The sequence below is a fragment of the Pontibacter sp. YIM B11418 genome (assembly GCF_059278805.1).
This window is the reverse complement of sequence record NZ_JCAEMH010000001.1, coordinates 727,576-752,350: the sequence shown is the minus strand read 5'-3', so window position 1 is coordinate 752,350 and position 24,775 is coordinate 727,576. Positions and strand designations below refer to the sequence as shown.

The 24,775-nt window shown below is 50.3% G+C and carries 24 protein-coding genes and 2 tRNA genes; 19 read left to right on the top strand and 7 right to left on the bottom strand.

Annotated elements, in window-relative coordinates:
* The first annotated feature begins 36 nt into the window (after positions 1-36).
* The 7 genes from AC4QZR_RS03430 to AC4QZR_RS03400 all read left to right on the top strand — a co-directional run bounded on the left by AC4QZR_RS03430 (position 37) and on the right by AC4QZR_RS03400 (position 4,612).
* A complete protein-coding gene (locus AC4QZR_RS03430) occupies positions 37-603 on the top strand; it encodes a Crp/Fnr family transcriptional regulator (RefSeq protein WP_494479626.1) in 567 nt (188 codons plus the stop codon).
* Between the two features lie 82 nt (positions 604-685).
* Positions 686-1,108 carry an inner membrane protein YiaA gene (gene yiaA, locus AC4QZR_RS03425; RefSeq protein WP_253401039.1) on the top strand — a complete coding sequence of 141 codons (423 nt, stop codon included), beginning with the start codon at positions 686-688 and terminating at the stop codon, positions 1,106-1,108.
* A 72-nt stretch (positions 1,109-1,180) separates the two neighbouring features.
* The gene (locus AC4QZR_RS03420) at positions 1,181-2,146 is read left to right on the top strand and encodes a DUF2157 domain-containing protein (RefSeq protein WP_494479625.1); all 966 of its coding nucleotides are present in this window, start codon (positions 1,181-1,183) and stop codon (positions 2,144-2,146) included.
* Entirely contained in the window at positions 2,136-3,212 is a 1,077-nt protein-coding gene (locus tag AC4QZR_RS03415; RefSeq protein ID WP_494479624.1) for a DUF4401 domain-containing protein, read from the top strand. The genes AC4QZR_RS03420 and AC4QZR_RS03415 overlap by 11 nt, the downstream gene beginning before the upstream one ends.
* Positions 3,202-3,717 (top strand): GDYXXLXY domain-containing protein, encoded by a 516-nt coding sequence (locus AC4QZR_RS03410; RefSeq protein WP_494479623.1) that lies wholly within the window; start codon positions 3,202-3,204, stop codon positions 3,715-3,717. Before AC4QZR_RS03415 ends, AC4QZR_RS03410 begins: the two co-directional genes overlap by 11 nt.
* 30 nt (positions 3,718-3,747) lie before the next feature.
* Complete coding sequence (locus AC4QZR_RS03405) at positions 3,748-4,236, top strand: hypothetical protein (RefSeq protein WP_494479622.1); 489 nt, start codon at positions 3,748-3,750, stop codon at positions 4,234-4,236.
* 7 nt (positions 4,237-4,243) lie between these two features.
* A complete protein-coding gene (locus tag AC4QZR_RS03400; protein WP_494479621.1) occupies positions 4,244-4,612 on the top strand; it encodes a hypothetical protein in 369 nt (122 codons plus the stop codon).
* A gap of 29 nt (positions 4,613-4,641) precedes the next feature.
* Here the strand turns inward: AC4QZR_RS03400 and AC4QZR_RS03395 are convergent, their stop codons facing one another.
* The gene (locus AC4QZR_RS03395) at positions 4,642-5,190 is read right to left on the bottom strand and encodes a lipocalin family protein (protein ID WP_494479620.1); all 549 of its coding nucleotides are present in this window, start codon (positions 5,188-5,190) and stop codon (positions 4,642-4,644) included.
* A gap of 12 nt (positions 5,191-5,202) precedes the next feature.
* Complete coding sequence (locus AC4QZR_RS03390) at positions 5,203-5,634, bottom strand: GNAT family N-acetyltransferase (RefSeq protein ID WP_494479619.1); 432 nt, start codon at positions 5,632-5,634, stop codon at positions 5,203-5,205.
* A gap of 617 nt (positions 5,635-6,251) precedes the next feature.
* On the opposite strand from AC4QZR_RS03390, the gene AC4QZR_RS03385 reads away from it, so the two are divergent.
* The 4 genes from AC4QZR_RS03385 to AC4QZR_RS03370 all read left to right on the top strand — a co-directional run bounded on the left by AC4QZR_RS03385 (position 6,252) and on the right by AC4QZR_RS03370 (position 10,816).
* Complete coding sequence (locus tag AC4QZR_RS03385; protein WP_494479618.1) at positions 6,252-6,749, top strand: YajQ family cyclic di-GMP-binding protein; 498 nt, start codon at positions 6,252-6,254, stop codon at positions 6,747-6,749.
* A gap of 92 nt (positions 6,750-6,841) precedes the next feature.
* Positions 6,842-7,621: a TerC family protein gene (locus AC4QZR_RS03380; protein ID WP_494479617.1), complete on the top strand. Its 780-nt coding sequence runs from the start codon at positions 6,842-6,844 to the stop codon at positions 7,619-7,621.
* 222 nt (positions 7,622-7,843) lie between these two features.
* Complete coding sequence (locus AC4QZR_RS03375; RefSeq protein WP_494479616.1) at positions 7,844-10,159, top strand: M20/M25/M40 family metallo-hydrolase; 2,316 nt, start codon at positions 7,844-7,846, stop codon at positions 10,157-10,159.
* A 75-nt stretch (positions 10,160-10,234) separates the two neighbouring features.
* Complete coding sequence (locus AC4QZR_RS03370; protein WP_494479615.1) at positions 10,235-10,816, top strand: DUF4142 domain-containing protein; 582 nt, start codon at positions 10,235-10,237, stop codon at positions 10,814-10,816.
* 17 nt (positions 10,817-10,833) lie between these two features.
* On the opposite strand, the gene AC4QZR_RS03365 is transcribed toward AC4QZR_RS03370, so the two are convergent.
* The 5 genes from AC4QZR_RS03365 to AC4QZR_RS03345 all read right to left on the bottom strand — a co-directional run bounded on the left by AC4QZR_RS03365 (position 10,834) and on the right by AC4QZR_RS03345 (position 16,724).
* Complete coding sequence (locus tag AC4QZR_RS03365) at positions 10,834-11,502, bottom strand: hypothetical protein (protein ID WP_494479614.1); 669 nt, start codon at positions 11,500-11,502, stop codon at positions 10,834-10,836.
* Positions 11,503-11,592: 90 nt separating this feature from the next.
* Positions 11,593-11,778, bottom strand: a complete 186-nt coding sequence (locus tag AC4QZR_RS03360; protein WP_220627928.1) for a hypothetical protein — start codon at positions 11,776-11,778, stop codon at positions 11,593-11,595.
* Between the two features lie 179 nt (positions 11,779-11,957).
* Entirely contained in the window at positions 11,958-12,965 is a 1,008-nt protein-coding gene (locus AC4QZR_RS03355) for a dipeptidase (protein WP_494479613.1), read from the bottom strand.
* A 505-nt stretch (positions 12,966-13,470) separates the two neighbouring features.
* Positions 13,471-15,948, bottom strand: coding sequence for a TonB-dependent receptor (locus tag AC4QZR_RS03350; protein ID WP_494479612.1), 2,478 nt, complete (start codon positions 15,946-15,948; stop codon positions 13,471-13,473).
* Between the two features lie 245 nt (positions 15,949-16,193).
* Positions 16,194-16,724 carry an RNA methyltransferase gene (locus tag AC4QZR_RS03345; RefSeq protein ID WP_494479611.1) on the bottom strand — a complete coding sequence of 177 codons (531 nt, stop codon included), beginning with the start codon at positions 16,722-16,724 and terminating at the stop codon, positions 16,194-16,196.
* A 610-nt stretch (positions 16,725-17,334) separates the two neighbouring features.
* Between AC4QZR_RS03345 and mutS the strand changes: the two genes are divergently transcribed.
* The 8 genes from mutS to AC4QZR_RS03305 all read left to right on the top strand — a co-directional run bounded on the left by mutS (position 17,335) and on the right by AC4QZR_RS03305 (position 24,700).
* Positions 17,335-19,965: a DNA mismatch repair protein MutS gene (mutS, locus tag AC4QZR_RS03340; protein ID WP_494479610.1), complete on the top strand. Its 2,631-nt coding sequence runs from the start codon at positions 17,335-17,337 to the stop codon at positions 19,963-19,965.
* A gap of 167 nt (positions 19,966-20,132) precedes the next feature.
* A tRNA-Gly gene (locus tag AC4QZR_RS03335) sits at positions 20,133-20,205 on the top strand.
* Between the two features lie 77 nt (positions 20,206-20,282).
* Positions 20,283-20,366 (top strand) — tRNA-Leu (locus AC4QZR_RS03330).
* A 202-nt stretch (positions 20,367-20,568) separates the two neighbouring features.
* Positions 20,569-21,663: a tyrosine-type recombinase/integrase gene (locus AC4QZR_RS03325; protein WP_494479609.1), complete on the top strand. Its 1,095-nt coding sequence runs from the start codon at positions 20,569-20,571 to the stop codon at positions 21,661-21,663.
* 4 nt (positions 21,664-21,667) lie between these two features.
* The gene (locus tag AC4QZR_RS03320; protein ID WP_494479608.1) at positions 21,668-22,756 is read left to right on the top strand and encodes a hypothetical protein; all 1,089 of its coding nucleotides are present in this window, start codon (positions 21,668-21,670) and stop codon (positions 22,754-22,756) included.
* 144 nt (positions 22,757-22,900) lie between these two features.
* Positions 22,901-23,206, top strand: coding sequence for a helix-turn-helix domain-containing protein (locus AC4QZR_RS03315; protein WP_494479607.1), 306 nt, complete (start codon positions 22,901-22,903; stop codon positions 23,204-23,206).
* Complete coding sequence (locus tag AC4QZR_RS03310; protein ID WP_494479606.1) at positions 23,203-23,736, top strand: hypothetical protein; 534 nt, start codon at positions 23,203-23,205, stop codon at positions 23,734-23,736. The genes AC4QZR_RS03315 and AC4QZR_RS03310 overlap by 4 nt, the downstream gene beginning before the upstream one ends.
* Entirely contained in the window at positions 23,720-24,700 is a 981-nt protein-coding gene (locus tag AC4QZR_RS03305) for a phage/plasmid replication domain-containing protein (protein WP_494479605.1), read from the top strand. The genes AC4QZR_RS03310 and AC4QZR_RS03305 overlap by 17 nt, the downstream gene beginning before the upstream one ends.
* Positions 24,701-24,775: the final 75 nt, after the last annotated feature.

Sequence of the window (24,775 nt, the reverse complement as noted above, 5' to 3'; positions counted from 1 at the left end):
AATAAATTCTTACCTCATACCTAAGAAACGCTTTAAATGAACGCCCTACACCAATGCATCTTCCAATACCACCCTATTTCTATACCAGCATGGGAGGCGCTTTCCAAGGCGTTAACGCAGGTGGAGTTGCCCAAAAATGCCTTTTTGGTACGGGAGGGAATGGTGTGCAATAAGCTGTACTTTCTGGAGCGGGGTTGTTTGCGCGGATACTACAACAACCTGGATGGCAAGGAAGTGACGTACTGGTTTGGCTTTGAAAACAATTTCATTACCTCTTTTTACAGCTTCATCTCCCGGAAGCCGGGTATTGAAAACATCCAAACCCTGGAAGACTCGACCTTGTGGGGGATCAGTTTCGAAGCCCTGAACCAGTTGTTTGACCAGCACCAGGACCTGGAGCGCCTGGTGCGGATCATAAACGAGCAGTACTACATCCGGCTGGAAGAGCGGTTGATGGCTATGCAGTTCAAGACGGCGCGGGAACGGTATGAACAGCTCTTGGAAACCTCGCCGCATATTCTACAGCGAATCCCGCTCGGGCAAATTGCTTCTTACCTGGGTATAAGCCAGGAAACGCTGAGCAGGATCCGGAGTCAGGTTTGATGGGTTTCCTTTTTTGATAATTGTCAAAAGAAAGATTTAGGGGCTGCTATACCTTTGATTCATCACTTAAACGAAAGACAAAATGAATCAGAAACCATCCAACGCATTTGTAGCAGCCTCCTGGGCTACTTTACTCACCGGTATAACCGCCTACCTCATCGGCCTCTGGAACGCCGACATGCTGCTGAACGAAAAGGGCTATTATTTTGCCATCTTAATGTTTGGTTTATTCTCAGCCATCTCGCTCCAGAAAAGCGTGCGCGACCAACTGGAGGGTATACCGGTGACCAACATCTATTATGCACTTAGCTGGTTTTCTACCATTCTGGCGATCGTGCTGCTGACAGTGGGGCTTTGGAATGCAGATTTACTCCTGAGCGAAAAAGGCTTCTATGGCATGTCGTTCTTGTTAAGCCTTTTCGCAGCTATTGCGGTGCAGAAAAATACCCGTGACAGTTTAGACAGAGAATTGCCTGCAAAGCAAGATGGGGAGCTATATTATTAAAAGCCACTGTGCTTCAGATTCAAAACATATCAGCTTCTATTCCGGAATGACAGCATCTTTTCAAATGATTCTATGAAACCACACCTCACCCGTGAGATCATTTACAGCATTGCCCGGCACAGCAACTGGCACGAGACAGGTATAGCCGCTTGGCTGCGCAAAGAGCAGGTATACGCCGGGCCACAGGACTGGATCAAGTTTGTCCGGCTGTTTCTGCTGGGGCTCGGGGGCAGCTTTCTGATTTCGGGAATCATTTTCTTCTTTGCCTACAACTGGGCCGATATGCACAAGTTCGTGAAGCTGGGACTGATCGAGTTGCTGATACTGGCTGTTACGTTTGCGGCGGTGTTTACCAAGCTCAGCAGCACGGTAAAAAATGTGCTGCTCACAGCCAGTACCATGCTGGTGGGCGTCCTTTTTGCCGTATTCGGGCAGATTTATCAGACCGGCGCCAATGCCTACGACTTCTTCCTGGGCTGGACGATGTGCGTGGTGCTATGGGTGCTGGTGGCCAGGTTTCAGCCGCTGTGGTTCATCTTTTTGGTGCTGCTCAACACGACCTTTGTGCTCTATACCCAGCAGGTGGCCACACACTGGCGCTTTGTCGTGGTGATGGATGTGATGTTCATCCTCAATGCAGCGGCCGTTGTCATCTGGGAAGTTTTAGCTGCAAAAGGCCGTGTAGGTATACAGCACCGCTGGTTTCCGCGCCTGGTGGGGCTGGCGGCGATCACGGTCATCACCATCAGTATGATCTCAGCACTGTTTGCAGGTATACGCGAAGATTACGGACTGGCTTATGTGCTCGGCGCGGCGATGTATGGCGCAGGTATAGCTTATGGCCTGAAAGTGCGCGATATCTTTTACCTGACGGCCCTGCCCTTTAGCGCCATAGCGGTGGTGACGGCCATCCTGGTGCGGATCGGGGAGAACGTGCCGGAAATTATGCTGTTGCTGGCGACGCTTTTTGTGGTGGGCAGCATCACCTTACTGATTCAGTATTTGGGCAAACTTAACCGACAGTGGCATGGCCGATAAAGAATATCCACGTCTGGGCAATGTGCTGGAGCAAATTGCACAGGAGCAACCCGACTTCCAATACAACGAGCTAGTGATAGCTGCAGAAATTGATCAAGCTACATCGCTGCTCAAGCGCTGGCCTGTGAAATTGCTCACCATTTTGGGCGGCATGCTGGCGATGGGTACATTAATGGGTGCTATAGCTGGTACGCAGTTACTCCAATCAAGTACAGCCATGCTGATTTTTGGCTTGATTTTCCTGATCGGGGCTGAAGTAGTGATTCGTAGCAACAAAGATACGACCGCTGACGCGCTGGGTATCTCTATGAATATTACGAGCTACGTAATGCTGGCCTTCGGTATTGGCCAAATGACGGATAGCGCCTCGGCCGCAGCTCTCACTTTAGGTATAGCTTCAGCACTGGTGCTGGTTTTCTCGAAGAGTGCCGTCTGTGTTTTTATCTCAGTGCTGGTGCTCAACGGCAGCCTGCTGAGCCTGATTTTCATACATAAGGTATATAACCTGTCGCATGCCCTGATCATAGTGCTGGCAGGTATACTGACCCTAATGAGTTTGTACGAAGCAAAGCTGCTGGCTCTGTCGCGGCGCTTTGCGTTGGTTTTCGGGCCGGTCCGCATGGGGCTGATCTTCTCCCTGATCGCCACACTGGTGCTGTTTGTACATCAGAAACTGCTCTCCACCAACATCACCCATTTCTGGCTGTCGGGTTTGTTTCTGATCGGCTTTCTGCTGCTGTTGCTGCACCGTGTGCTGCGCGAAAGTGGGGTGAAGAATCAGAAGACGCTGGGCATTTTCTATACCTGCTGCGCGGTGGTGTTGCTGCCGACTGTGCTGGCGCCATCGGTGCCGGGCGCTTTGCTGGTGGTGCTTTCCAGTTTTTACATCGGGCACCGGACAGGCTCTTGGGTCGGGCTGCTGGCGCTGGCTTATTTTCTGGTGCTCTACTACTACGACCTCAACATGACGCTCCTGGCTAAGTCCGGGGTGCTGGTGCTCACGGGTAGCCTTTTTCTGGCTGGTCTATACCTGTTAAACCGTTATCTGCGAAGCCATGAAGCGTAACCTGAAAAGCATTGTCGTGCTGGTCAACCTGGTGGCGGTGCTGGCCTTTTTTAACTTGTCGGTGGTAGAGAAAGAGGAAATCCTGGAAGATGGCCAACTGGTGCTGCTCAGCCTAGCGCCGGTAGACCCGCGCTCGCTCATGCAGGGCGATTACATGGTGCTCAGCTACGCCATCAGCCAGACGCAGGAACTGGAGAAACTTCCCAACCGCGGCTATGCCGTCGTGCAGCTGGACTCACAAAACGTGGCGCAACTCGTGCGTTATCAACCAGGAAAAGAGCCACTGCAGTCTGGCGAAATCTTGCTCAGGTATAGCAAAGGCGGTTGGTCGCTCAACTTAGGGGCGGAATCCTACTTTTTTGAAGAAGGGCAGGCCGAAACGTTCGAAAAAGCAGCCTATGGCGGGCTGAAAGTAGACGATGCAGGCAACAGCATATTGGTGGGGCTCTATGATGAAAACAGGCAGTTGATCGTGCCAAAGCGGGAGCAGAGATCTCGGAAATAAACCTTACCTTGACGATCATTTCACATGCCCATGTCAGCAACACGACACAGCTACCGCACAGGCCAATACTTCAGTGCAAGCGCACGGGCGCTCGGCTGGATCACCACCACACTTGCCATCACGATGGTTGTAAACGGTTCAATAGCGGCCTACGCCTTCCTTCCGATCGCCATCATCACGCAATTCACACACTATCGCACTGAGTTCGATCTGGCACAAAAGACCTACCGTGAAGGCGTTCGGTTTGAAGGTATAACGTTCGGTAAAATGCTGCCCCTGGCCGGGATCAATTTCCTGTTTTTGAAAAAGAACAGTTATGGGCAGTCCAATGCGGTCGGAGGATCGACGCATACCTATCAATTAGAGCGATACGATGGCTACATCAAGCTCTCGGATAACGTGAAACTGCACCTGCTGCAGCGCAAAACGAAAGAGCAGGCCATGCAGGAAATGCAACGGGTAGCGCAGGATCTGCAGGCAGAACTGCGCGACCTGACTGATAAGAAACTACAGGGTTAGAAAAAACATGCGCATCGAGAAGCAATTTGTGACAGGTATAGCCCGCGGACTCGCATACTATGCGGGTGGTGTTGTTTTAGTTTGGATTACCTACCTGCTGTTTGGCTGGGAATATGCGCACGCACCCGGGGCGCACCACATGGTGGGGCTGCTGGTGCTGGTGATTGGCGCGGTGCTGCTCATCAGGCGGTTGATCGGTGTACTTGCAGCACCCGCCGACCCGCATAACAAAGGAGCGCTTCTGGTCCATGCCTTGGCAGTGGTTGGGTTCATTCTCTTCTTCAAGCTCTTCATTCTGAACGGTGCCCTCAAGCGCGATACCGGCGACCCAGCCAGTTTCAAAACCACTACCACCAGTCTCCGGCGGGCGTATTAAGGCACTTCAAGTGTAGATTTCGAGGCGAATTATTCCGCACAACCCTGATCCGTCATTTGCATTTGCTCCACCGGGAAGCCCTTGGCATTGGCCAGTTGCTCTAGTCTGGCGTAAGTGGCCTCGTCCATGGTAGGAGTGCGGGAGAGGAACCAGAGGCTCTCGCGGTCGGGCGCACCCACCATCACGTAGCGGTACTCTGGGTCGAGCTCCAGAATCCAATAGTCGCCTTTGAAAGGCCAGAAGAACTGTACCCTGAGTTTGCTGTTGTTACTACCCTCCACCGGAAAAGCCTTCCCCTTCACATCGCTCGTCTTGCCTTTTTTCAGGCAGGAGTTGTATACCTCCACATAGCCCTTTTCGGCATTGAGTTTATAGTCTGCTGTAGTGCAGCGGCAGCCTTTTGTGAAGCGCTGTGGAATAGAGGCGATCTCGTACCACCTACCCATGTAGCGTTCCAGGTCCACGTCTGGCACCGTTTCGAGTGGCGCGTTTGTGCTGCTGCAACTGCTGATGATAGCAGCGCCGAGTATTACTGCACCGGCGGTCAGTAAAAGTTTTTTGTTTTTGTTCAAAGCCATTTCTGCAACGTGTTAGAGTTGCCTGGCCATTTTGTAATGCTGAATAGAGCCAAACAACAGGTATGTTTTTTCTACTACTTCATACCCGTTGCGGCGGTAAAAGTTTACGGCGTTTTCGCGCGCCTGCAATGTCATGATAGTGGCCCCAAGCTGTCGGGCGCGGTCCTCGAGGTAGCTGATTAACTGATCGCCGAGGCGCATACCCTGTTTATCGGCTCGCACGCCCATAAAGCGGATCTGCCCTTCCTGCGGCGTGTTCAGGTGCAGACGGCAAACGCCTACAGCTTCATTGTTTTCATCTATGAGCATGGCGTGTATGGCTTGGTCATCGTCTTCGGCACGTTCGCTGCCCTCGGGCTGGTTCCAGGGTTTGCGCAGGGTGTCGTAACGGAGTTGGTAGTATTGTTTGAATTGCTCAGGTGTAGCGGGTTCTATGACGTGCATGGGTATGTGTTTTTATGATGCAAGTTTACTATAAAATGTGGTGTTGTGGGTATAGCGGAGGTTGTATTACTAGCTGCTGTTGCAGGTATAGCGGGTTGTGTTGTTTTATAGCTTCGCCTGTGCGGCGGGCACCTACTTTTTTCCTTGATAAAAAAAGTAGGCAAAAAAATCAAGACCCTCCAAACTCGCTGACCGCTCAAACAGTGGAGTGTCAAGAGGTGCACCCGGCTAATGCTTTCTGTTTCATCGCTGAAGGGACAAGTTAGTCTTGTTATACCTGCCAGTGGTATGTGCTACGAAGCTATACCTAACAACTGGCTATAGCTGAAAGTCCCCCTCCTGTTTTTAGGAGGGGCTAGGGGAGGTTATTCTCCCTTCTAAGGGGGCAGGGGGATGTTAATCGTGCACAAGAATCCTGTCAATCCTTTATTCCTGAAAATCCTGATTTAGACAAAGATGCCCCGCGCGTTCCATTCATTCCACAATCCAATCATTAACCCCAACAACCAACAATTTACCCATTTAGCAACTCACCCCCTAGCAATCAACAATTAGATAAATAACTTTGCAGCTTATTAACCGTGTAAATCTTATCATTTAACCTAACCCGAAAAACTATGGCATCTTTCGATATTATCAGCAAAGTAGATCCGCAGATCATGGACAATGCGATAAACGTGGCCCGCAAGGAAATCATGAACCGCTACGACTTCCGCGACACCAAAGGCTCGCTGGAGTTCGACAAGAAAAACAACGAAGTGCACATCAGCATGGAAAACGACATGCGCGTGCAGCACACTGAGGACGTGCTCATTGGCAAAATGGTGAAGCAGGGCCTCGACGCGACCGCCCTCGACTTTTCCAAGGAAGCCTACCAGAGCGGCGCGATGGTGAAGAAAGACATCAAAGTGAAAGCCGGCATCGACAAAGAGACTTCCAAAAAGATCATGAAGCTGATCAAAGACAGCAAGGTGAAGGTGTCGGCCGCCATCATGGACGAAACCATTCGGGTGACAGGTAAAAAGATTGACGATCTGCAGCAAATAATCGCTGTTTTGCGTACAAACGCCGAAGAAATTGGTATGCCGCTTCAGTACGTCAACATGAAGTCGTAATATCTGATTGCTGCCTGGCTAAATGGTTAAATAGTTACCCTCTATAAAAACAATCTAACCATTTAGCCATTTAACAATTCAACCTTCACCTTATGGAAATATTCGCTAATCCGGACACCTGGATCAGTCTGCTGACCCTGACCTTTATGGAGGTTGTGCTGGGCATCGACAACATTGTTTTCATCTCGATCATTGTAAGTCGACTGCCCAAAGACCAGCAGGCCAAAGGGCGCAACATCGGCTTGACGCTGGCACTGGTTTTCCGCATCATCCTGCTGATGTTCATCGCCTGGATCGTGAGCGCAAGCAACCCGATTTTCTCGATCAATTTGCCGTTTACCGAAGAGGATTTTCCGGTGTCGTGGCGCGACATTATTCTCTTTGCGGGTGGTCTGTTCTTGCTGGCTAAGTCCGTAACCGAGATACACAACAAACTGGAGGGTGAGGAGGAAGGCCACAATGCCGGACAGGGTACGGCCACGCTGGGCAAAGTGCTCATCCAGATCATCCTGATCGATATCGTGTTCTCGTTCGACTCCATTCTGACAGCTGTTGGCCTGGCGCAGGAAATTATTGTCATGATTGTTGCCGTGATCATCGCGATGGGCATTATGCTGATCTTCGCCAAGTACGTGAGCGATTTTGTGAACAAGCACCCGACCGTGAAAATGCTGGCGCTTTCCTTCCTGCTCCTCATCGGCTTTATGCTGATCGTAGAGGCCCTGCACCAGCACATCCCGAAAGGCTACATTTACTTTGCCATGTTCTTCTCGCTGATGGTGGAGATGCTCAACCTACGCCTGCGCAAGAAAACCATACCGGTGCATCTGCGTCAGAACGAAGTATTGCCCGAAGGCGATCCCTCCAACTAAAGCAGCTTATACCTCTTTTGCAAAGGCCCTGGCAGTATACCTGTCAGGGCTTTGTTTTATAGCCATTTGTTTTCCCAACAGCTTCCAGCAGCGGTATAGCCGAAGCACAGTTTAGCAGGTATAGATTTCATTACGGCCGGAATATCCTGGTAGTCCGGAGAATTAACAGACATACATAGGAATTTACTATATTAACCGTACGGAACCTCTCTATACCTGGCCATGTCTACAAGACCTTATCTCATAGCGCTCTTTCTGCTGATCGCCCTTGTGGGCTTGAGTGTGTATAGCGTCAGCCTGATGCGTCCACCGGAGGCACTGCCAGCCGATGCGCCGGCTGCCGATTTTTCAGCAGAGCGGGCCATGGCCTATGTGCAGCAGGTGGCCAGTCAACCCCACGCCATGGGCACGCCCGGCCATGCTCAGGTGCGGCAGTATCTGCTAAAACAAATGGAGATGCTGGGGCTGCAGCCACAAGTGCAGGAAGCGGTGATCGTAAACCCGGTGGGCGAAACCAGCAACGTGGGCTATGTGTACAACCTGTTGGGCCGCTTGAAAGGGACGCAACCGGGCGGCAAAGCTGTGCTGGTGATGGCGCACTACGACTCGCAACCCAACACCCCGGGCGCCGGCGACGACGGTGCAGGTATAGCCGCCATGCTCGAGACAGCCCGGGCCCTGCAAACGGGTGAGCCGCTGCAGCACGACGTTATTTTCCTGATGACCGATGGCGAGGAGTACGGCCTGTACGGGGCCAAGGCTTTTCTGAAGCACCCCTGGGCACAGGAGGTGGGCGTGGTCGTGAATGTGGAGGCGCGCGGCAATGCCGGCCCGAGCATGACCTTCGAGATCAGTCCTGAAAACGGCTGGATCGTGGAGCAGTTTGCAGCGGCCGCACCCTACCCCTTTGCCAGCTCCATGATGTACGAGGTATACCGTAACCTGCCTAACAACACCGACTTCACCGTGTTTCGCGACGCTGGTTACACGGGCGTCAACTCCGCCTTCATCGACGGATTCGTGCACTACCACAAAATGACCGATTCGCCCGAGAACCTGGACCGGAGCAGCCTGCAGCACCACGGCAGCAACATGCTGGCGCTGGTACGGCACCTGGGCAATGTGTCGCTCGACAACACCAGGGCGCAGGACAAGATCTTCTTTAACCCGGCAGGCAGTTGGCTGGTGCAGTACCCGGCCGGTATGAACATCGTCTGGGCGGTGCTCACCACGGTGCTCTTGCTGGCCAGCATTGTGGTGGGATTGCGCAAAAAAGCCTTTTCTCTTCCGCAACTGCTGGGTGCTTTCATCGGCTTTTTGCTGGTGGCAGGTATTATCGCAGGCTTGTTTTTCCCGCTCAACAGCTTCGTGAAAGGTATGTTGCCTTACAGCCATGAAATGAACGGGGTATACGGCGCTGACCGTTTCTTCATGGCCTATCTGTTGCTGGCACTCGGCATGCTGCTCTTCCTTTGCTGGCTGCTGCTGCGCTGGATGTCGGTGTTTGCGCTGGCCATGGGTGTGTGTCTGCTGTGGTTTTTATTGATGGCTGTCACGCTGGTGATAGTGCCGTCGGCCGCTTATCTGTTCATGTTTCCGCCGCTTTTCTGCCTGGCGGCCTTGCTGGTGCTTTTCCTGAGAGACCTGCACCGCCAGCCGGTGGGCTGGGCCTATGTGCTGGTGCTGCTGGCAGGTATAGTACCCGCTATTTTTATGCTGATGCCGCTGGTTCGTTTCCTGTTTGTGGTGTTTGCGCTGCAGATGCCGGTGGCCATGGTCGCGACGCTGCTCCTGCTTTCCGGGTTGGCTATACCTCTGCTGGTGGTGATAGAGCGGAGCTTCGGCTGGCGCACCTTGCCGCTGCTGCCAGGCCTGCTACTTTTTGTAGGCGGTATCCAGTTGTTCCGGGCCATAGAGGCGGAGAAGCCGAGCGAAACCCAGCCCCTGCACAGCCACGTCAGCTACTACCTCAACACCGACGACAGCGTGGCCGTCTGGGCTTCCGCCTTCCAGCGCACCGACGACTGGAACCAGCAGTTCTTCCCGAACCCAACTACAGGAGCCCTGACTGAAATATACCCCATGGCCGCACGGGAGTACCTGAAAAACGAAGCCAAACCTATACCTGTGCAGGCGCCTGTCGCCAGTCTGGTGAACGAAGCGATAGCCCCCGGCGAACGCGTGCTGACCATCCGGCTGCAGTCGCCACGAGGGGCCGCTCACCTGGACCTGGTGCTGCAGCCTTCCGAAGAGGGTGGGATGCTGGAAGCCGCCATCAACGGCGAGGCCCTCACCCTGGGTCCGATTAAAACAGCGCAAGGGGCAGTATACTTTGCCAAGGTACATGGTCTACCAGACTCAAAGGAAGTGGAATTGGAAGTGCGCCTGAAACAGAGCAGCGGACTGCAGCTATACCTGTACGATGTGAGCATCGGCCTACCGCAGCAGTTGGTGCGGGAGCCGGTGCCCGCCCACGTCATACCGGAGCAGGGCCGCGAAAGCAACCTGACGCTGGTTCGGAAGTCGTACCGGTTCTAAACCAAGGCATTGCTGTACTTTGGAGTGTTTCTAGGTATAGAACATAACTTGTGAGGCGAGGTATACGGTATAGCTATGGACGACACCTTGCGCCCCTTGCTTATGCTCACCGATAAACTGCTCACCCTGGCCTGCGGGCTACTGTTTTTGCTCATGATCGCCTGCGACGACGGCCCCAAAACTGTACAGGCCAAAACCGACACGCCTCCGGCTGTAAAAGAAATGAGCCGCAGCGCCGCCTTCCTGGACTATGCTGCCAGCACCACCATGTTGCAGGCCGAGCTAGCCCGGTTGGCCTCTAAGCGTGCTCAATCCGAAGAGGTAAAAGCCCTTGGCACCGAAATGCTGGATTTTTACAGCCAGGCCATGAAGCAATTGCAGCAGGTTGCCAGAGCCGAGGGGCTGCACACCAGCCTACCCGACTCGCTGGGATCGGCCGACAGAATAACGGTAGAAGAGTTTGGAAAACTGACCGGTGCTGCGTTCGACGAGCGCTACAAAGCGTACGTGTATACCTCACAACAATCGCAGCTAGACCATTACCAGGAGGCGCTTTTGCGCGCAGAAGAGGAGGAGATCAGGAATTGGGTAAACGAAATGCAGCTACAGTTGCGGGCACGCCAGCAATTAGCTGCGCAAGATGACAGTGCCAAGTAGGTATAGCAGGTATAGAATTAACTCCAGAGATCGGCGGCTTTGCGGGCCATCCGGAAGAAAAGGTCTTTTTCAAGGCCAGCCACCTGGCGGGCCTCGCACTCCGAGTAGCCATTTTCGGAGGCATTGAGATAATCGTAGTAGAGCTGCGCCAGTTCCAGTGAGTCATCCTCAAACTGTTCTGTCATGCTTTCGCGCTGCAGCTTCTCGGGCTCGAAGATCTTGGAAGGGTATAGCTTGTCGAGCTGGTAGATCAGGTACTTCTGCGAGGTATTGTCGGAACGCTTGCTGCCGCCACCCAAAAGTTGCTCCAAGGGCAGGTCATCGTCATCTTCGTACTCATCCTCCAGTTCATCATCCACCGCCAGCGGCTCATACACGATCAGGTCGAAACCGGTTAGCTCCAGGTAGTCATCAAACTGCTCTTTGATGGGCACCAGGGTAGGGGAGTCGTGGTCGCTGTTGAGCACATTGGCCATGTGCAGGGCAATCTCCTTGCCTTTATCGCCGGCACCGATCAAAATCTGATTGAACTGTGTGAAGTCGCAGCCCAGGTAAATGAACTTGTACGTGTCATCGAGCACAGTAAAACACCACAAGGTAATGAACTCTGTATCGTCTATTACGACCGTGTCTATGTAGAGCTCATTTATCTGAATATAGTATGGTGCGTACTGCGGAGAGTCCATGGCTGATTCGGCATTTAGTGTACATTATTTGCGTATACGCAGTTTGTTTGCACATGGCAAAGTTTCTATATAGAAAATAAGCGAATGGCCTTAATCTTCGTGTCGGTAAATATAGTACAATACCCCACCGAGCGCCGTTATACCTGCCCGTATGGCCCATCCAATACCTTCGCCCCACTGGTTAACCCAGTTCAATACAAGTAAGTTAGCACCTGTAAGACCAATAACGAGCGAAACCAGCCCGGCAAGAAGGAGAAACAGTCCGATGAATTTCATAGTGGCTTTTTATAAGGTGACAAACCCGAAATATAGAAGTATGTTATAACAAAGAAAGGCTTGTTTTAAACGGCTTCTATATAGTCCACATGAAATATAATAAATATTATTTTCAGCACAAGATTTCATGCAGAAAATAGCTGTTTCTGCTACTGCAAAGGATAGGATTAAAGCCTGAATCAGGACCAAATGCGCTCCAGAAAGCGCTGTACATTTCGGAATGCAAGTTTCTCGAGCTGAGGTTGCTGGAGCTTTTCCTGCAGCTGCTCCAGCAGGTAGGTATAGCTGGTGCCCGCGTGCTCGTGCTCTTTAAAATAGTAAGGTATACGGCTCAGATCGGGCGAATCGAGGGTATAGAAATAGTCGGCTCCGAAGCAGATGCTGTCTTCAGCCCCTTTCTCAAAGCCATACAGAATGTGCTGCAACAGGGCCTCGGGCTGCTCATTGTTCACAAAGGCGCGCAAAAAGTTCATGCCGATCAGTCCCTTCCGGCGAATGATCTCCTGTGCAATCTCGTCGGGCAGGTTGCGGTTATGCTCCCAGACTGGCCGGAAGTTGGAGTGGCTGGCCATAACAGGTATATCGAGTCGCTCGCGGTCGATGTGCTCGAGGATGTCGTAGGCCAGGGCATCGCTGGTGTGTGAAAAGTCCACGGCGATGCGGCGGCCGTGCAGGTAGTCGAGCAGCATTTTGCCGTCGCGGGTAATGCCCCGGTCCGTCATGTTGCCGCCCCCGAAGCGGTTGCCCATATGGTGCGTGAAACTGATGTACAAAAGCCGCTCCACCGCTTCGATGATCTTCTCCAGTTTCTTAAAGCCATCTTCCAGCGGTTCGTCCTCCTTGCAAAAGCCAGAGGCATTCTCAATAGAGGCAATCATGCCGATATCGCCACGTCCGCTCAGCGCATTTTGTAACGATGCTGTATCCGTTACCGCCGTTAGGCAGCTGCGCTCGTCTGTGGCCAGCTTGCGGAATATCTCGGCCTGCAGGTGGGCATAGTTGGTGCTTCCCGGCGCGGTGGCGCAATAAATAGCCATCGTCTGTAACCGCACGTTGCCCTGGGTGAGGGCCGGCAGCGAACACCCGATCTCGGCAACATTGTCAATAGCTGAGTCCGGTACGTCCGACAGGTATACCAGTAAGTCACAGTGCAGGTCTATAATGGGCAGTCGGGCAGGAGCAGTCATGAAGTTGATTTTTTGTTCGGTGTAAGATACGGAGAAGCAGGGCAGAAGGTATAGCTGTGTGTCATTCCGGCTACCCGTCTGTCATTTCGACGAAAGGAGAAATCTGAAATACAGCATCAGGTATAGCAGTGCGAACTATAGCGGAGGAACCGGGAGCAATTGTCATTCCTTGTATCCTTTAAAGGAAGATTGTTAGGTTCTGATGGAGACTGTCCCCTTGAGGGCAGGGTTGTTTCATTTCAGGGAACTCGCCACTCGTGGGTGCGAAGAGAGATATTTAGATCTGTGAGAATAACCTAGATTGGCCAATTTATGCCTATTAGCACCATATCTACACCCCTATAATCCCCTCAAGGGGATAGTTTACTACAGAACTTAACAGACCTAGCTTCAAAAGGGGACTTCTTACAAATCCTCCCGCCGGAAGACCCCACAGGGGAGATAGCAGCCAAACAAAAGAGCCGGAGATTTCTCCCCGGCCTCTTTTTATCTGTTTCAATGTGGTTTAGTTGTCAAAACCCTCGTCGTCTCCACCGTTTTGTTCGTTTGGTCGGCGGCGTTCGCGGTTGTTGCCCTCACTGTTGAGGCGGTAGGTGAAGCCCAGGTAGATGATGCGGCTCTGGCGACGGTTCTCACTTTCGGTTCTGAACTCAGGGCCAAAACTCACAAAGTTGAATTGCCGCGTGTTGAACACATCCGACACCCGGAGCGAAATGGTGCCGTTCTTTTTGAGCACATCTTTTTTCATGGCCAGGTCAGCGCTGAACATCTGCTCCATGCGGCCCTGTATGTCGGCTGTCGGAGCGCGGTAGAAACCAGACAGCTGGATGTTCAAATCTTCCCATACCGTGAAAGTCGAGTTTACCTTCGAGCTCCAGCTGAATTGCGCGTTGCTCAGTTCCGTGTCGCCCTGTGTGGTGTTGAGCTGCGTCCGGAAGCCGGAAATACTGCCGTTGATGCGCCACCAGTTTGTAGCAGGGTAATTAAAGCCGAGTTCTGCCCCATAGGCTTTGTTGTCGGAGATGTTCAGGAAAGTAGTCTCAGTGGCAGGTATAGTGTCGTTGCCAACTACCACCTGAGTCCCCATCCGGAAGCGCTCTATCTCATCCATGGTATGGCGGTAAAAGACCGTGGCATTGATGGAGGCATCGCCCCAGTACCTCAGGTAGCCCAACTCCAGCGAGTTGACAAACTCCGGCTTTAGGTCGGGGTTGCCATAGTGCACACTGAAACGGTCCGAGCGGTCCACAAACGGGTTCAGGAAACGGCTGCGTGGCCTGTTGATGCGGCGGCTGTAGCTGAACTGCACTTTGTTGTCCGGGTTGAAGTCTTTGGTGATGAAAAACGTCGGGAAGAGGCTGAAATAGTCATTGTCGCTCTTTTTGTTCTCGGTACGCAGGTCGGTTTTGGTCACGGTCTGCTCGGCGCGCAGCCCTACCTGGTAACTGATGGACTTATACTTGTTGCTGTAGTTGGAGTAGACAGAGTAGATGTTCTGGTCGAAAACGAAATGATTGCTCTGGTCGGTGCTGTACACCAGGTCACCGGTCTCGTTGTTCCGGTTAAAAAAGCGGGAGTCTTCGTCCAGTCGCTCAAAAGAACTGCGGAAACCGGCCTCGAAACGGCTGTTCTCCGAAATAGGGTGCACGTAATCGGCTTTGGCGACTATTTCCCGGTTAGCATCGTCCACTAATGTCTGCTGCATCTCCGGAAAGTTACCTTGCAAGCCACTCCGCTCGTTATACAGTGCCACTTCGTCGTCGATGTTGGTGTTGTAGACGATGTCAGCCGTCAGTTCCTGGCCCTTTTTCTCGAAGGTCTGACGGTAGCCCAGCGTCACATCCACGGCCTTCTCGTTTTCCTCCTCATCAGTTTCGCGTGTGCGGGTATTCACCAGCTGGCGATTCTCATTCTCGAAGCGGTAGAAAATGTTGTTATACCCGGTGTCGCGGCCGAAGCGGTATATGCCGGATGCCGACAAGGTATGGCGGGGCGTGAGGTAATAATCAGCTCCCAACCGGAAGCTGTGCGAAATATCTTTGCTGTTGCGTGTGCCTTCCTGCAGACGGTAGCTGGTGCTGTCCTGCTGCCCGAAGTCGTTCAAATGGTAGTTAGTCGTAAAGCTGTTGCTCTCCCCCGGCCGGGTGCGCTGCCTGAAGTCGTAACCGGAGTTCAGAGACCACTTGTAGTAGCGGTAGTTCAGGTTGAGCGAGGTGTTGTAGTTGTCGTAAGTGCCGGCTGTAACAGAGGCCGAGCCATTAAAGCCGGGCTTTTTCTCCTTCTTCAGCACCAGGTTTATGATGCCGGATGTTCCTTCGGGGTTATACTTGGATGAGGGGTTGGTAATTAGTTCGATGCTCTCAATCAGGTTCGCAGGAATCTGGTCGAGGGTGAGGTTGGAGAGGGCGGAGCGTTTGCCGTCAACAAGAATAGTCACGTTGGAACTGCCGCGCATGCTCACGTTGCCGTCCACGTCAACAGTCACTGAGGGTAGATTCTGCATCACCTCGGCCACCGAGCCGCTTTCGGCGTTGATGTCCTGGCTCACGTTCACCACCCGCTTGTCCAGCTCGAACGCCACGATGGGGCGTTCCGTCACAATCTGCACTTCTTTTAGCTGAGTGGCGCTTCCACGCACAGGTATAGCGCCTAGCTGCAGGTTGTTGTTGGCCGCCGAAATGGAGATGTTAGGTATAAACTTAGTAGGATAGCCCACCGATGAAACACGCAGAATAAAGCGCCCCTGTGGCACGCGTGTCAGCTCGAATTTACCTTCTATGTCGGAAGTGGCGCCGGTTACCAGGCTGGAATCAAGGGCAGTGAGCAACACCACGTTGGCAAAGCCGAGCGGTGCCTTGGTCTCCTGGTCCTGCACCGTACCGGAAATTCTGCCTTGGGTAGCGGCTTCCTGAGCCAGTAGCGCGGTGTTGGAGATAAGTAGTAGAAAAAGAACGAGAGGTAATGGTAAGATATAGATTCTCATAGTGTATTATACGGATAATCAAAGAAGCAGCTTTTGTTCCCTCAGGGTGTGGAGGCAGCAGATGGGGAGGGTGTTAAAGGTAATAACCGGGGTACGCCGCTTTTCCTGTTACGGAGATGGCAGTTTCCCCCGGCTCAACTTTTAGCCGTAGGTAAGACAAACTGCGGCACCAAAGGTTTAAACGGAGCGTTTAAAAATTCTGATAAACGTGGATGTAGAATGACAATAGGTTCAGAACCAATTAATTAGCGGATGATTTTGCTCAGAAAATCCCAAACTACCACGCCCGTGGCCACTGATATGTTGAGAGAGTGCTTGGTACCGAACTGGGGAATCTCCAGCACAAAATCAGAGTGGTTAATGACCTCCTGCTCCACGCCAAACACTTCGTTGCCCAGTACCAGCGCGTAGTTCTGTTGCGGTTCAGGTATAAACTTATCAAGCTTCACACTATTTTCCGCCTGTTCCACCGAGCCAATCTGATACCCTTGTTCTTTGAGTTGCTTCACCAGTTCCAATGTATCGGGTACATGCTCCCATTCCACGGACTCCGTGGCGCCAAGTGCCGTCTTCTCGATGTCGCGGTGGGGTGGGGTGCCGGTGATGCCGCACAGGTATACCTTGCTCACCATAAAGGCATCGGCGGTGCGGAAAACAGAGCCTACATTATTGAGGCTACGCACATTGTCGAGCACCAAGACTAACGGTATTTTTTTCTTATTTTTGAATTCTTCAACCGAGTCGCGGTTGAGGTCGTCCATGGAAAGTTTTCGCATTGGATTGTTGGTAATGGGTATTGGGGCAAAGGTACAAAGAAAGGATTGTCTGAATCAGGATTTAGAGATTTTAGGATTTACAGGATTCACGCGCACGATTGACATCCCCCTGCCCCCTTCAAAGGGGGGATCTGAGCCGTTGCCAATTAATAGGTATAAGCGTTGCCGTTAAAGTCATGCGCCACTGGCAGGTATAGCAAGAGTAACTTGCACGGGAGCTACGAAGGTATAGCCTTCGCCAGGTGCACAAGTGACGATTTTGTGTTTGAGCGGTCAGCGAGTTTAAAATCGTCTTGATTTTTTTGCTTACTGGGGGTAGGGGCCCTCTTTCTTTTCATCAAGGAAAAAAGTGAGGCCCGCCCGGCCAAGCTATAAAACAGCAAAGGTCGCTATACCTACAGCTCTTGCTACGCCAGTTACAAACTGGCCCTATGCGCAACCACAAGTTACGCTCCGCTAAACTTGCGGTATATAATAGTATAAGTAGGTAGGCTATACCTGACACAGGGGCCAGAGGCCCCACCATAGTAGACACGAGCGAGGACGCTCGCGCCATAAAAACACAGTTAAGATTAACAGGGAATCTATTTCCCATCAAAGATACACAGGTATGAAAGGAGGAGACAACGGCACAGTAACCCCACTGATGAAACAGTACAACGCCATTAAGGCGAAGCATCCGGGAGCACTGCTGCTATTCAGGGTAGGGGACTTTTACGAAACTTTCGGCGAAGATGCCGTGAGGGCCAGCAAGATATTAGACATCGTGTTGACCAAGCGTGGTGCTGGCTCGAGCTCTGAGACGGCTTTGGCAGGTTTCCCGCACCACTCCCTCGATACGTACCTGCCTAAACTGGTGCGTGCTGGTGAGCGTGTGGCCATCTGCGACCAGCTCGAGGACCCGAAATCCGTGAAAGGCATTGTGAAGCGGGGCGTGACCGAACTGGTAACACCGGGCGTCTCCTTTAATGACCAGGTGCTGGAGCGACGCAGTAACAATTACCTGGCGGCCGTGCATTTTGGTAAGACCGAAGCTGGTGTTTCCTTTCTGGATATCTCTACGGGCGAATTCATCACGGCGCAGGGCGACAAGAATTATGTGGGCAAATTGCTGCAGAGTCTGGCACCAGCGGAGGTGCTGTTCTGCAAGCGTGAGAAAGAAACCTTCTTTCAGAGCTATGGTCCTGATTTTCGGTATTATGCTTTAGAGGAATGGGTGTTCAGTTACGACTTTGCATATGAGTCCCTGACGCGGCATTTTAGTACGACCTCCCTCAAAGGCTTTGGTATAGAAGGGATGCAGGAGGCGATCACTTCGGCAGGGGCTATCCTTCATTACCTCTCTGAGACGCATCACCACGAAATCAGCCACATCGCCACCATCTCCCGGTTGGAAGAGGACAAATACGTATGGTTGGACCGCTTCACAGTGCGCAACCTCGAGCTGGTATACCCTCAAAACCAGGACGGCGTGCCGCTGATTCAGATACTTGACCAGACAACCACGCCCATGGGTGCCCGCTTGCTCAAAAAGTGGGTAGTGCTGCCGCTGAAGGATGTGGTACAGATCAAGCGCCGCCTCGACACAGTGGAAGCGCTAACCAAGCATGCTGAGCTACTCGACGAGCTATACCTGCAACTCAAGCAGATCAACGACCTCGAGCGACTTATCTCTAAAGTAGCTGTGCGTCGTGTGAACCCACGGGAGCTGATGCAGTTGGCCAAGGCCTTGGATGCGATTCAGCCGATTAAAAAAATGCTCGCTGCCAGTGGTATACATGCGCTTGTTAAGTTAGCCGACCAGTTAGCGCCTTGCGATGGACTGCGCGAAGAGATCAAGAACATCCTGAAACCCGACGCGCCGATGCTCACGAACCAGGGCAACATGATCAACGACGGCGTGAACGAGGAGCTGGACGAACTGCGCCAAATTGCGTTCTCGGGTAAGGACTATCTGGCACAATTGCAGCAGCGGGAGGTACGCAACACAGGTATAAGCTCCCTCAAGATTGCCTATAATAAGGTGTTTGGCTATTACCTGGAGGTGACGCACGCCCATAAAGACAAGGTGCCGGCCAGTTGGATCCGCAAGCAGACGCTCGTGAACGCTGAGCGCTACATCACAGAGGAACTAAAGACCTACGAAGAAAAGATCTTGAACGCAGAAGAGCGCATCTATACTATCGAATTCAGCCTATTCAACGAACTTGTGCTTCAGGCCATGGATTATGTGGGGCAGATACAGCAAAACGCTAAAGTAATTGCCGTCATCGACTGCCTGAGTGCTTTTGCAGGTATAGCGGTGGCCGGTAACTACGTGAAGCCCGAGGTGAGTGAGAGCCGCGTGCTGGACATTAAGAAAGGGCGCCATCCGGTTATCGAGAAGCAACTGCCGCTGGGAGAGGAGTACGTGCCCAACGACATCTACCTTGATAATGAAGAGCAGCAGGTTATCATCATTACCGGTCCGAACATGGCCGGTAAAAGTGCTTTGCTCCGCCAGACGGCCCTGATCGTGCTGATGGCGCAGATTGGTTGCTTCGTACCTGCCGAGGCCGCCAGTATCGGCATCATCGACAAGATCTTTACCCGTGTGGGCGCTTCGGATAACCTCTCCAAAGGCGAATCGACCTTTATGGTGGAGATGACCGAGACGGCCAGCATCCTGAACAACCTCTCGGACCGTAGCTTGGTGCTGATGGACGAAATCGGGCGTGGTACAAGCACCTACGATGGTATTTCGATTGCATGGGCCATTGTGGAGCACCTGCACAACCACCCGAAGTTCCGGGCTAAGACGCTTTTCGCCACGCACTACCACGAACTCAACCAACTGGCCGAAGATTTACCGCGTGTGAAGAATTTTAATGTGTCGGTAAAAGAGGCGGGTGGCAAGATACTCTTTATGCGCAAACTGGTTGAGGGTGGCAGCGAGCACAGCTTCGGTATACATGTGGCCCAGATGGCAGGAATGCCCAACAGCGTGGTATTGCGTGCCGATGTGATTATGCATCACCTCGAAAAAGAGAAGGTATCGGAGCATGCGCCGAAGCAGCGTATGAAGTCGGCTCCCAAGAATAACTACCAGTTGAGCATGTTTGAGCTGCAGGACCCGCAATTGCAGCGTGTGAAAGAGCTGATGGAGCAGCTCGATATTAATACCATCACGCCTGTAGAGGCCCTTTTGAAACTCAACGAGCTCAAATTATTGTTGAAAGACAAAGGCGAAATGGTGCGTTAACAGGTATAGGTAGACATGAGCTAAAGATTTTCTGAAAATTTTCTCGCTGAAAATCAGTGTAAAAAGAAAAACTGGCGGAAAATTTTAGTGCTGCCTCTTGACTTCTGAAATTTTGTCTATATCTTTGTATCACTAAATCGCTAAGGGGGTTTAGGGAATGACTAAAAGCGGGAGTAGCTCAGTTGGTAGAGCGCGACCTTGCCAAGGTCGAGGTCGCGAGTTCGAACCTCGTCTCCCGCTCAAGAATGACAAAGACGTTGTGATAAGCAACGTCTTTGTTTTTTAAAGTCACCCCTCCGGAAAACGTTTCGGAAGGCGCCGGGATGGTGGAACTGGTAGACACGCAAGACTTAAAATCTTGTGAGCGCAAGCTCGTGCGGGTTCGATTCCCGCTCCTGGTACTTAACTTACTATATTTGGATAACCAAATGTTAAGAAAAACCCGCTTAGATGCATTCTAAGCGGGTTTTTGCTTTTATAGCCTTTCCCTAATACACCCCGCTTTTTCCCTTGTTTTGATGTTATTTGTAACCAGTTTGTAACTCGTTTGTAACTGATGTAAATATCTTTTCTTATATTGGATAAGAAAGGAATACAAAAGCTATGCAAGGGAAAAAACGAGCCCCAAAAGAACCTGTTAGGCTGAGAGAAAAGAAACTGGCAAACGGCAAACTGAGCCTGTACTTAAATTTCTACTATGAGGGGGTAAGGGAATTTGAGTTCCTGAAACTGTACATAGTGGCAAAACCTAAGGATAAGCTAGAAAAAGACTCTAATAAGACCGTTCTGGAGCTTGCACAGCGTATCAAGGCCAAACGCACAGAGGAACTGCTAACAGGAGCCCTGAACCTGAGTTCTAAGACACAGGGCTCAGTGGATTTTGTACAGTACTGGCAGGCTTACAACACACAATACACAAAGGCAGATCATAGGGTATTGAGTGCCTGCCTTAATAAGTTTAAATCCTTTCTGAAAGACAGGTATGATACAGCCCGCCTGCCTTGCAAAGACATTACCCCAAACTTTGTATTAGGTTTTAAGGACTACCTGGAATCCAAGCAGACAGGCGATGGCCCACAAACTTACTTTACACGCTTTAAGAAAGTGGTAAAGCATGGCATGAGGGAAAACCTGTTCCCACATTACCCACTGCCTGAAAAGGTAAAGTTTAAGAGCGGGGGCATGAATAAAGGGGTACTGAACTTAGATGAGATCAAAGCATTAGCGGCCGCCTATTGTGGTAACGAGGTAATAAAGCGGGCTTTTCTGTTTGCCTGCAATACTGGCTTAAGGTTTGGCGATATAAAAGCCCTTAAATGGCAGGATATAGGCGGCTCAGAGCTGTTTGTAGTGCAGAACAAGACTAAGGAGGTACTCAGGCTTAAACTCAATCAGAACGCCCTTAAACTGATAGGGGAGCGGGGTACACCTGACAGCCTGGTATTTCCCTTACCATCATTTGAGGGCTCAGTCAAGACTGTTAAGAATTGGGTAGCAAGAGCAGGTATAGATAAGCGCATTACCTGGCATAGTGCCCGCCATTCCTTTGCTACCAACATACTTGTATTGGGGTATGACATTAAAACCCTTTCCCAACTCTTAGGCCACACTTCCATACAGCACACACAAAAGTACCTGAGCATTGCAGACGAGCGCAAAGCACAGGCTGTAAACGCTTTGCCTGAACTTAATTTTTAAAATTATGGATATAGCAAAATACACCTTAAAAGATTGGTTGTTATGGGGGGTACTACCAGAGGATCTGAAAATTGATAATGAAGATTTAAACTATACAGTGTATTATGAAAAAGGGGTAGGGATTAAGGGTGTACACTCCTATGGTTATATAGACTGGTATAATGGGGTAATACAGTCAGATGAAGTTAATGGTTTATATGAAAATAATGAATTAGGTACTGGTGCTTATATAGCAATAACTTCATTGCAATCACTAGCATATCTTAAAATGCTAACTAGTGAACTATGGGCTAGGACTAACCCTATAAGTGATAGATTCAGGTTTTCCCTTATGAAACAGGAAATGTTGACTGAGGAAATTGAAAAAGCAAAAATAGATATAGTAGAATTTAAGAAAACCTATCCTGAGGTGTATGCTAATGCTTTGAAAGGGGTAGATGAAAGAAACAGCCTTAGTTTTAAAGAGGTTATTAACACTGTTAGCTCAGAGCGGTATTATTACATGGATATTGATACTGCCTTTGAAGTAATAGTCAAAGCTAAATATTTAAAGTGGTTAATCTGGTTTAGTAGTCCTGACTCTAACAAACTGCCTGAACCAACATTTAGAGAGGACGCTAAGCCCCATATTCATGACTTATTACATTTCAGCGGGCAGTTAAGCCAATATAATGAAGATGCTGAGCCTTATTGGTACACTTCGCAAAGACAGGCAGGCCATGACATTCCTGTAAAGCCAGATAGCAACCTTCCAGGTAAGAGAGAACTGATAAACTATACCTGGCCTTACCTTTTTAAAGACCCAGAACAGGCGGGTAAGATTCTTAAAAACATAGAAGAACACTTATCTAGTACAGGTCAATGGCTTACAGAGCCCAAAGGAAGGCACTTAGTAGCACTTTGCATGGAGTTGGAAAGTAAAGGATATTTTAAGAACCATAATTCATTAACCAATCCCAAAAAGGCCGCTGCTTTTAACGCACAGTTTGAAACAACCCTAACCAGCAAAAACTTTCAGCCAGAAGAAAGGAATAGAGCAGAGGATTATAGAGAACATTTTAAGCATATACCTTTTTACCAGCCTGCCTTATAATCAATACTAGTCTGTTCCATTAGTTCTTACTTTGTTCCATTGGAATGAATGGAACAAGTTACTTTACTTGCTTGCCTACCTTTACCTTATCGATATTAAAGGATAAGGCCTTATCCATTTGACTGACTTTTAACAAGTTTAGAAATGGATTTACAACAAGTAGAACAGGAACTAAGGACAATCAAAACATTGCTCCTTAGCCAAAAAACAGTATTCAATTTTGATGAAGTGGCGGCCTATACAGGACTATCCAAAAGCTACCTGTATAAGCTAACCCACACCGCCCAAATACCCCATTTTAAGCCACAGGGTAAGCATATCTATTTCAACAAAGTAGACATAGACCAATGGCTGCAAAGAAACCCTGTAACGCCTGTAAATGCTGATGAGATAGAACAGCAGGCAGCAACCTATGTGGCACTTAAGAACATGGGGAGGGCTAAGGCATGATAGCGGCATACTTTAGATTTGACAACCTGCCAGGTCAGGTAAAGGCTAAGTATGGTATTAGAAGTAAAGCCCGCTTAGACTGCACAACCCACGCCAACACTAAAGGCTATACAGGGTTGATAGATTTTATAAACGCCAAAGGGCAAATGTACCTGTTTAAGATACCTGCCAGAGAGTTTGTAAAGGCCAATAGCAAACGCCTGGCAGAATGGGCACTATCCAACGGTAAACTAAACCTATCCAGCATCTACTTTGAAGATGTAGACTTTCCTGAGTATGGCTATGGATACCCCAACGCTAACAGGCTCCTGAGCAATGGCACAGCCAACCCGCTATTCCCTTACAGGAATGACTGCTATCTGTTCATCACTAATCAGGATCTAACCTTAGTAGAAGTGTTTATAATACTTAATGGCAGGAACCTTATACCTGGCTACTATCAAAACCTAATAGATGGAGCATTAGACAGCGAGATAGAACAGCTAAGGGCACAGGCTAAGCCGTTCTTTGACTATGGTATTTCCTTATAGTAAGCAGTACAGATTTATACTTTTTATAAACGCTATGTACTGTACTATAGGCCAATTCCTAGCAGTGGATATGATAGGCGGTTCTGTTTGGGACTGCCTGCCACATCTGACCAACCTATCAGAGACCTACAGGCAGGACACAGGCAAAACTTATATTACTGGCAATGCTGGTAATTTAAGGATAGGCATATCAGAGCATGGAGTAAGTATAAAAGGGAGTCTAGCTAAGTTCTACTTAGGCACTAACCTGCACACCCTAACCCGCTCAGATAGTAAAAGAGCCTTTGAACTGATGGCAGACACGCTACACCTGCCAGTATATAAGGCAAAGGTTACAAGAATGGATGTAGGGCATAACATCATGACAGAATATAAGCCTGAGCTGTATTACCCTTATCTAGGCCAAAGCCCAAGGTACACGCGCCTTACCCAGCCCACAAGCATAAGCTATCAGAACAGCCAAAGAAGCATAAAGGCATATAACAAGATAGCTGAGAGCAAAAAGAACGGGGTAACTATTCCTGATGTGTTCAGGGGTAAGAACCTGCTCAGGTTTGAGGTAAGCTACACGGCCCGCCTGACTAAGCAGTTCAATCGGGCGGTAATAACACCAGATACACTGATAGATGAGCGGTTTTACATGGGCGTGTATGACCGTTGGTACAATGAATATGAAGCAATACACAAAGTAGGACTTACTCTAATGGATACAAGTAAGATAAACACCCCAAAGGATTATACAGATCAAGTGCTAAGGCTTGTAGTGCAGGAAAAAGGCTTAGAAGCCTTCTTACACCATATTGAGGTAATGAAAGAGCAAAAGGTCTTCAAACACAAGAAGTATTATACAGACCTTAGAAACATCTTTAAGGGCATGGCAAAGGCTCAGAGTATTGCAGAACAGCCTGAATTGATACAGGAGCTTAACAACAAAATAACAAAGGCAAAGCAGTACTACCGCTAAGAGGTAAGTTAGAGCATGGCAGCCCCTTACAGCGACCGCTTGTTCCTATGCTTTACATGCTGGCAACTAAAAGGT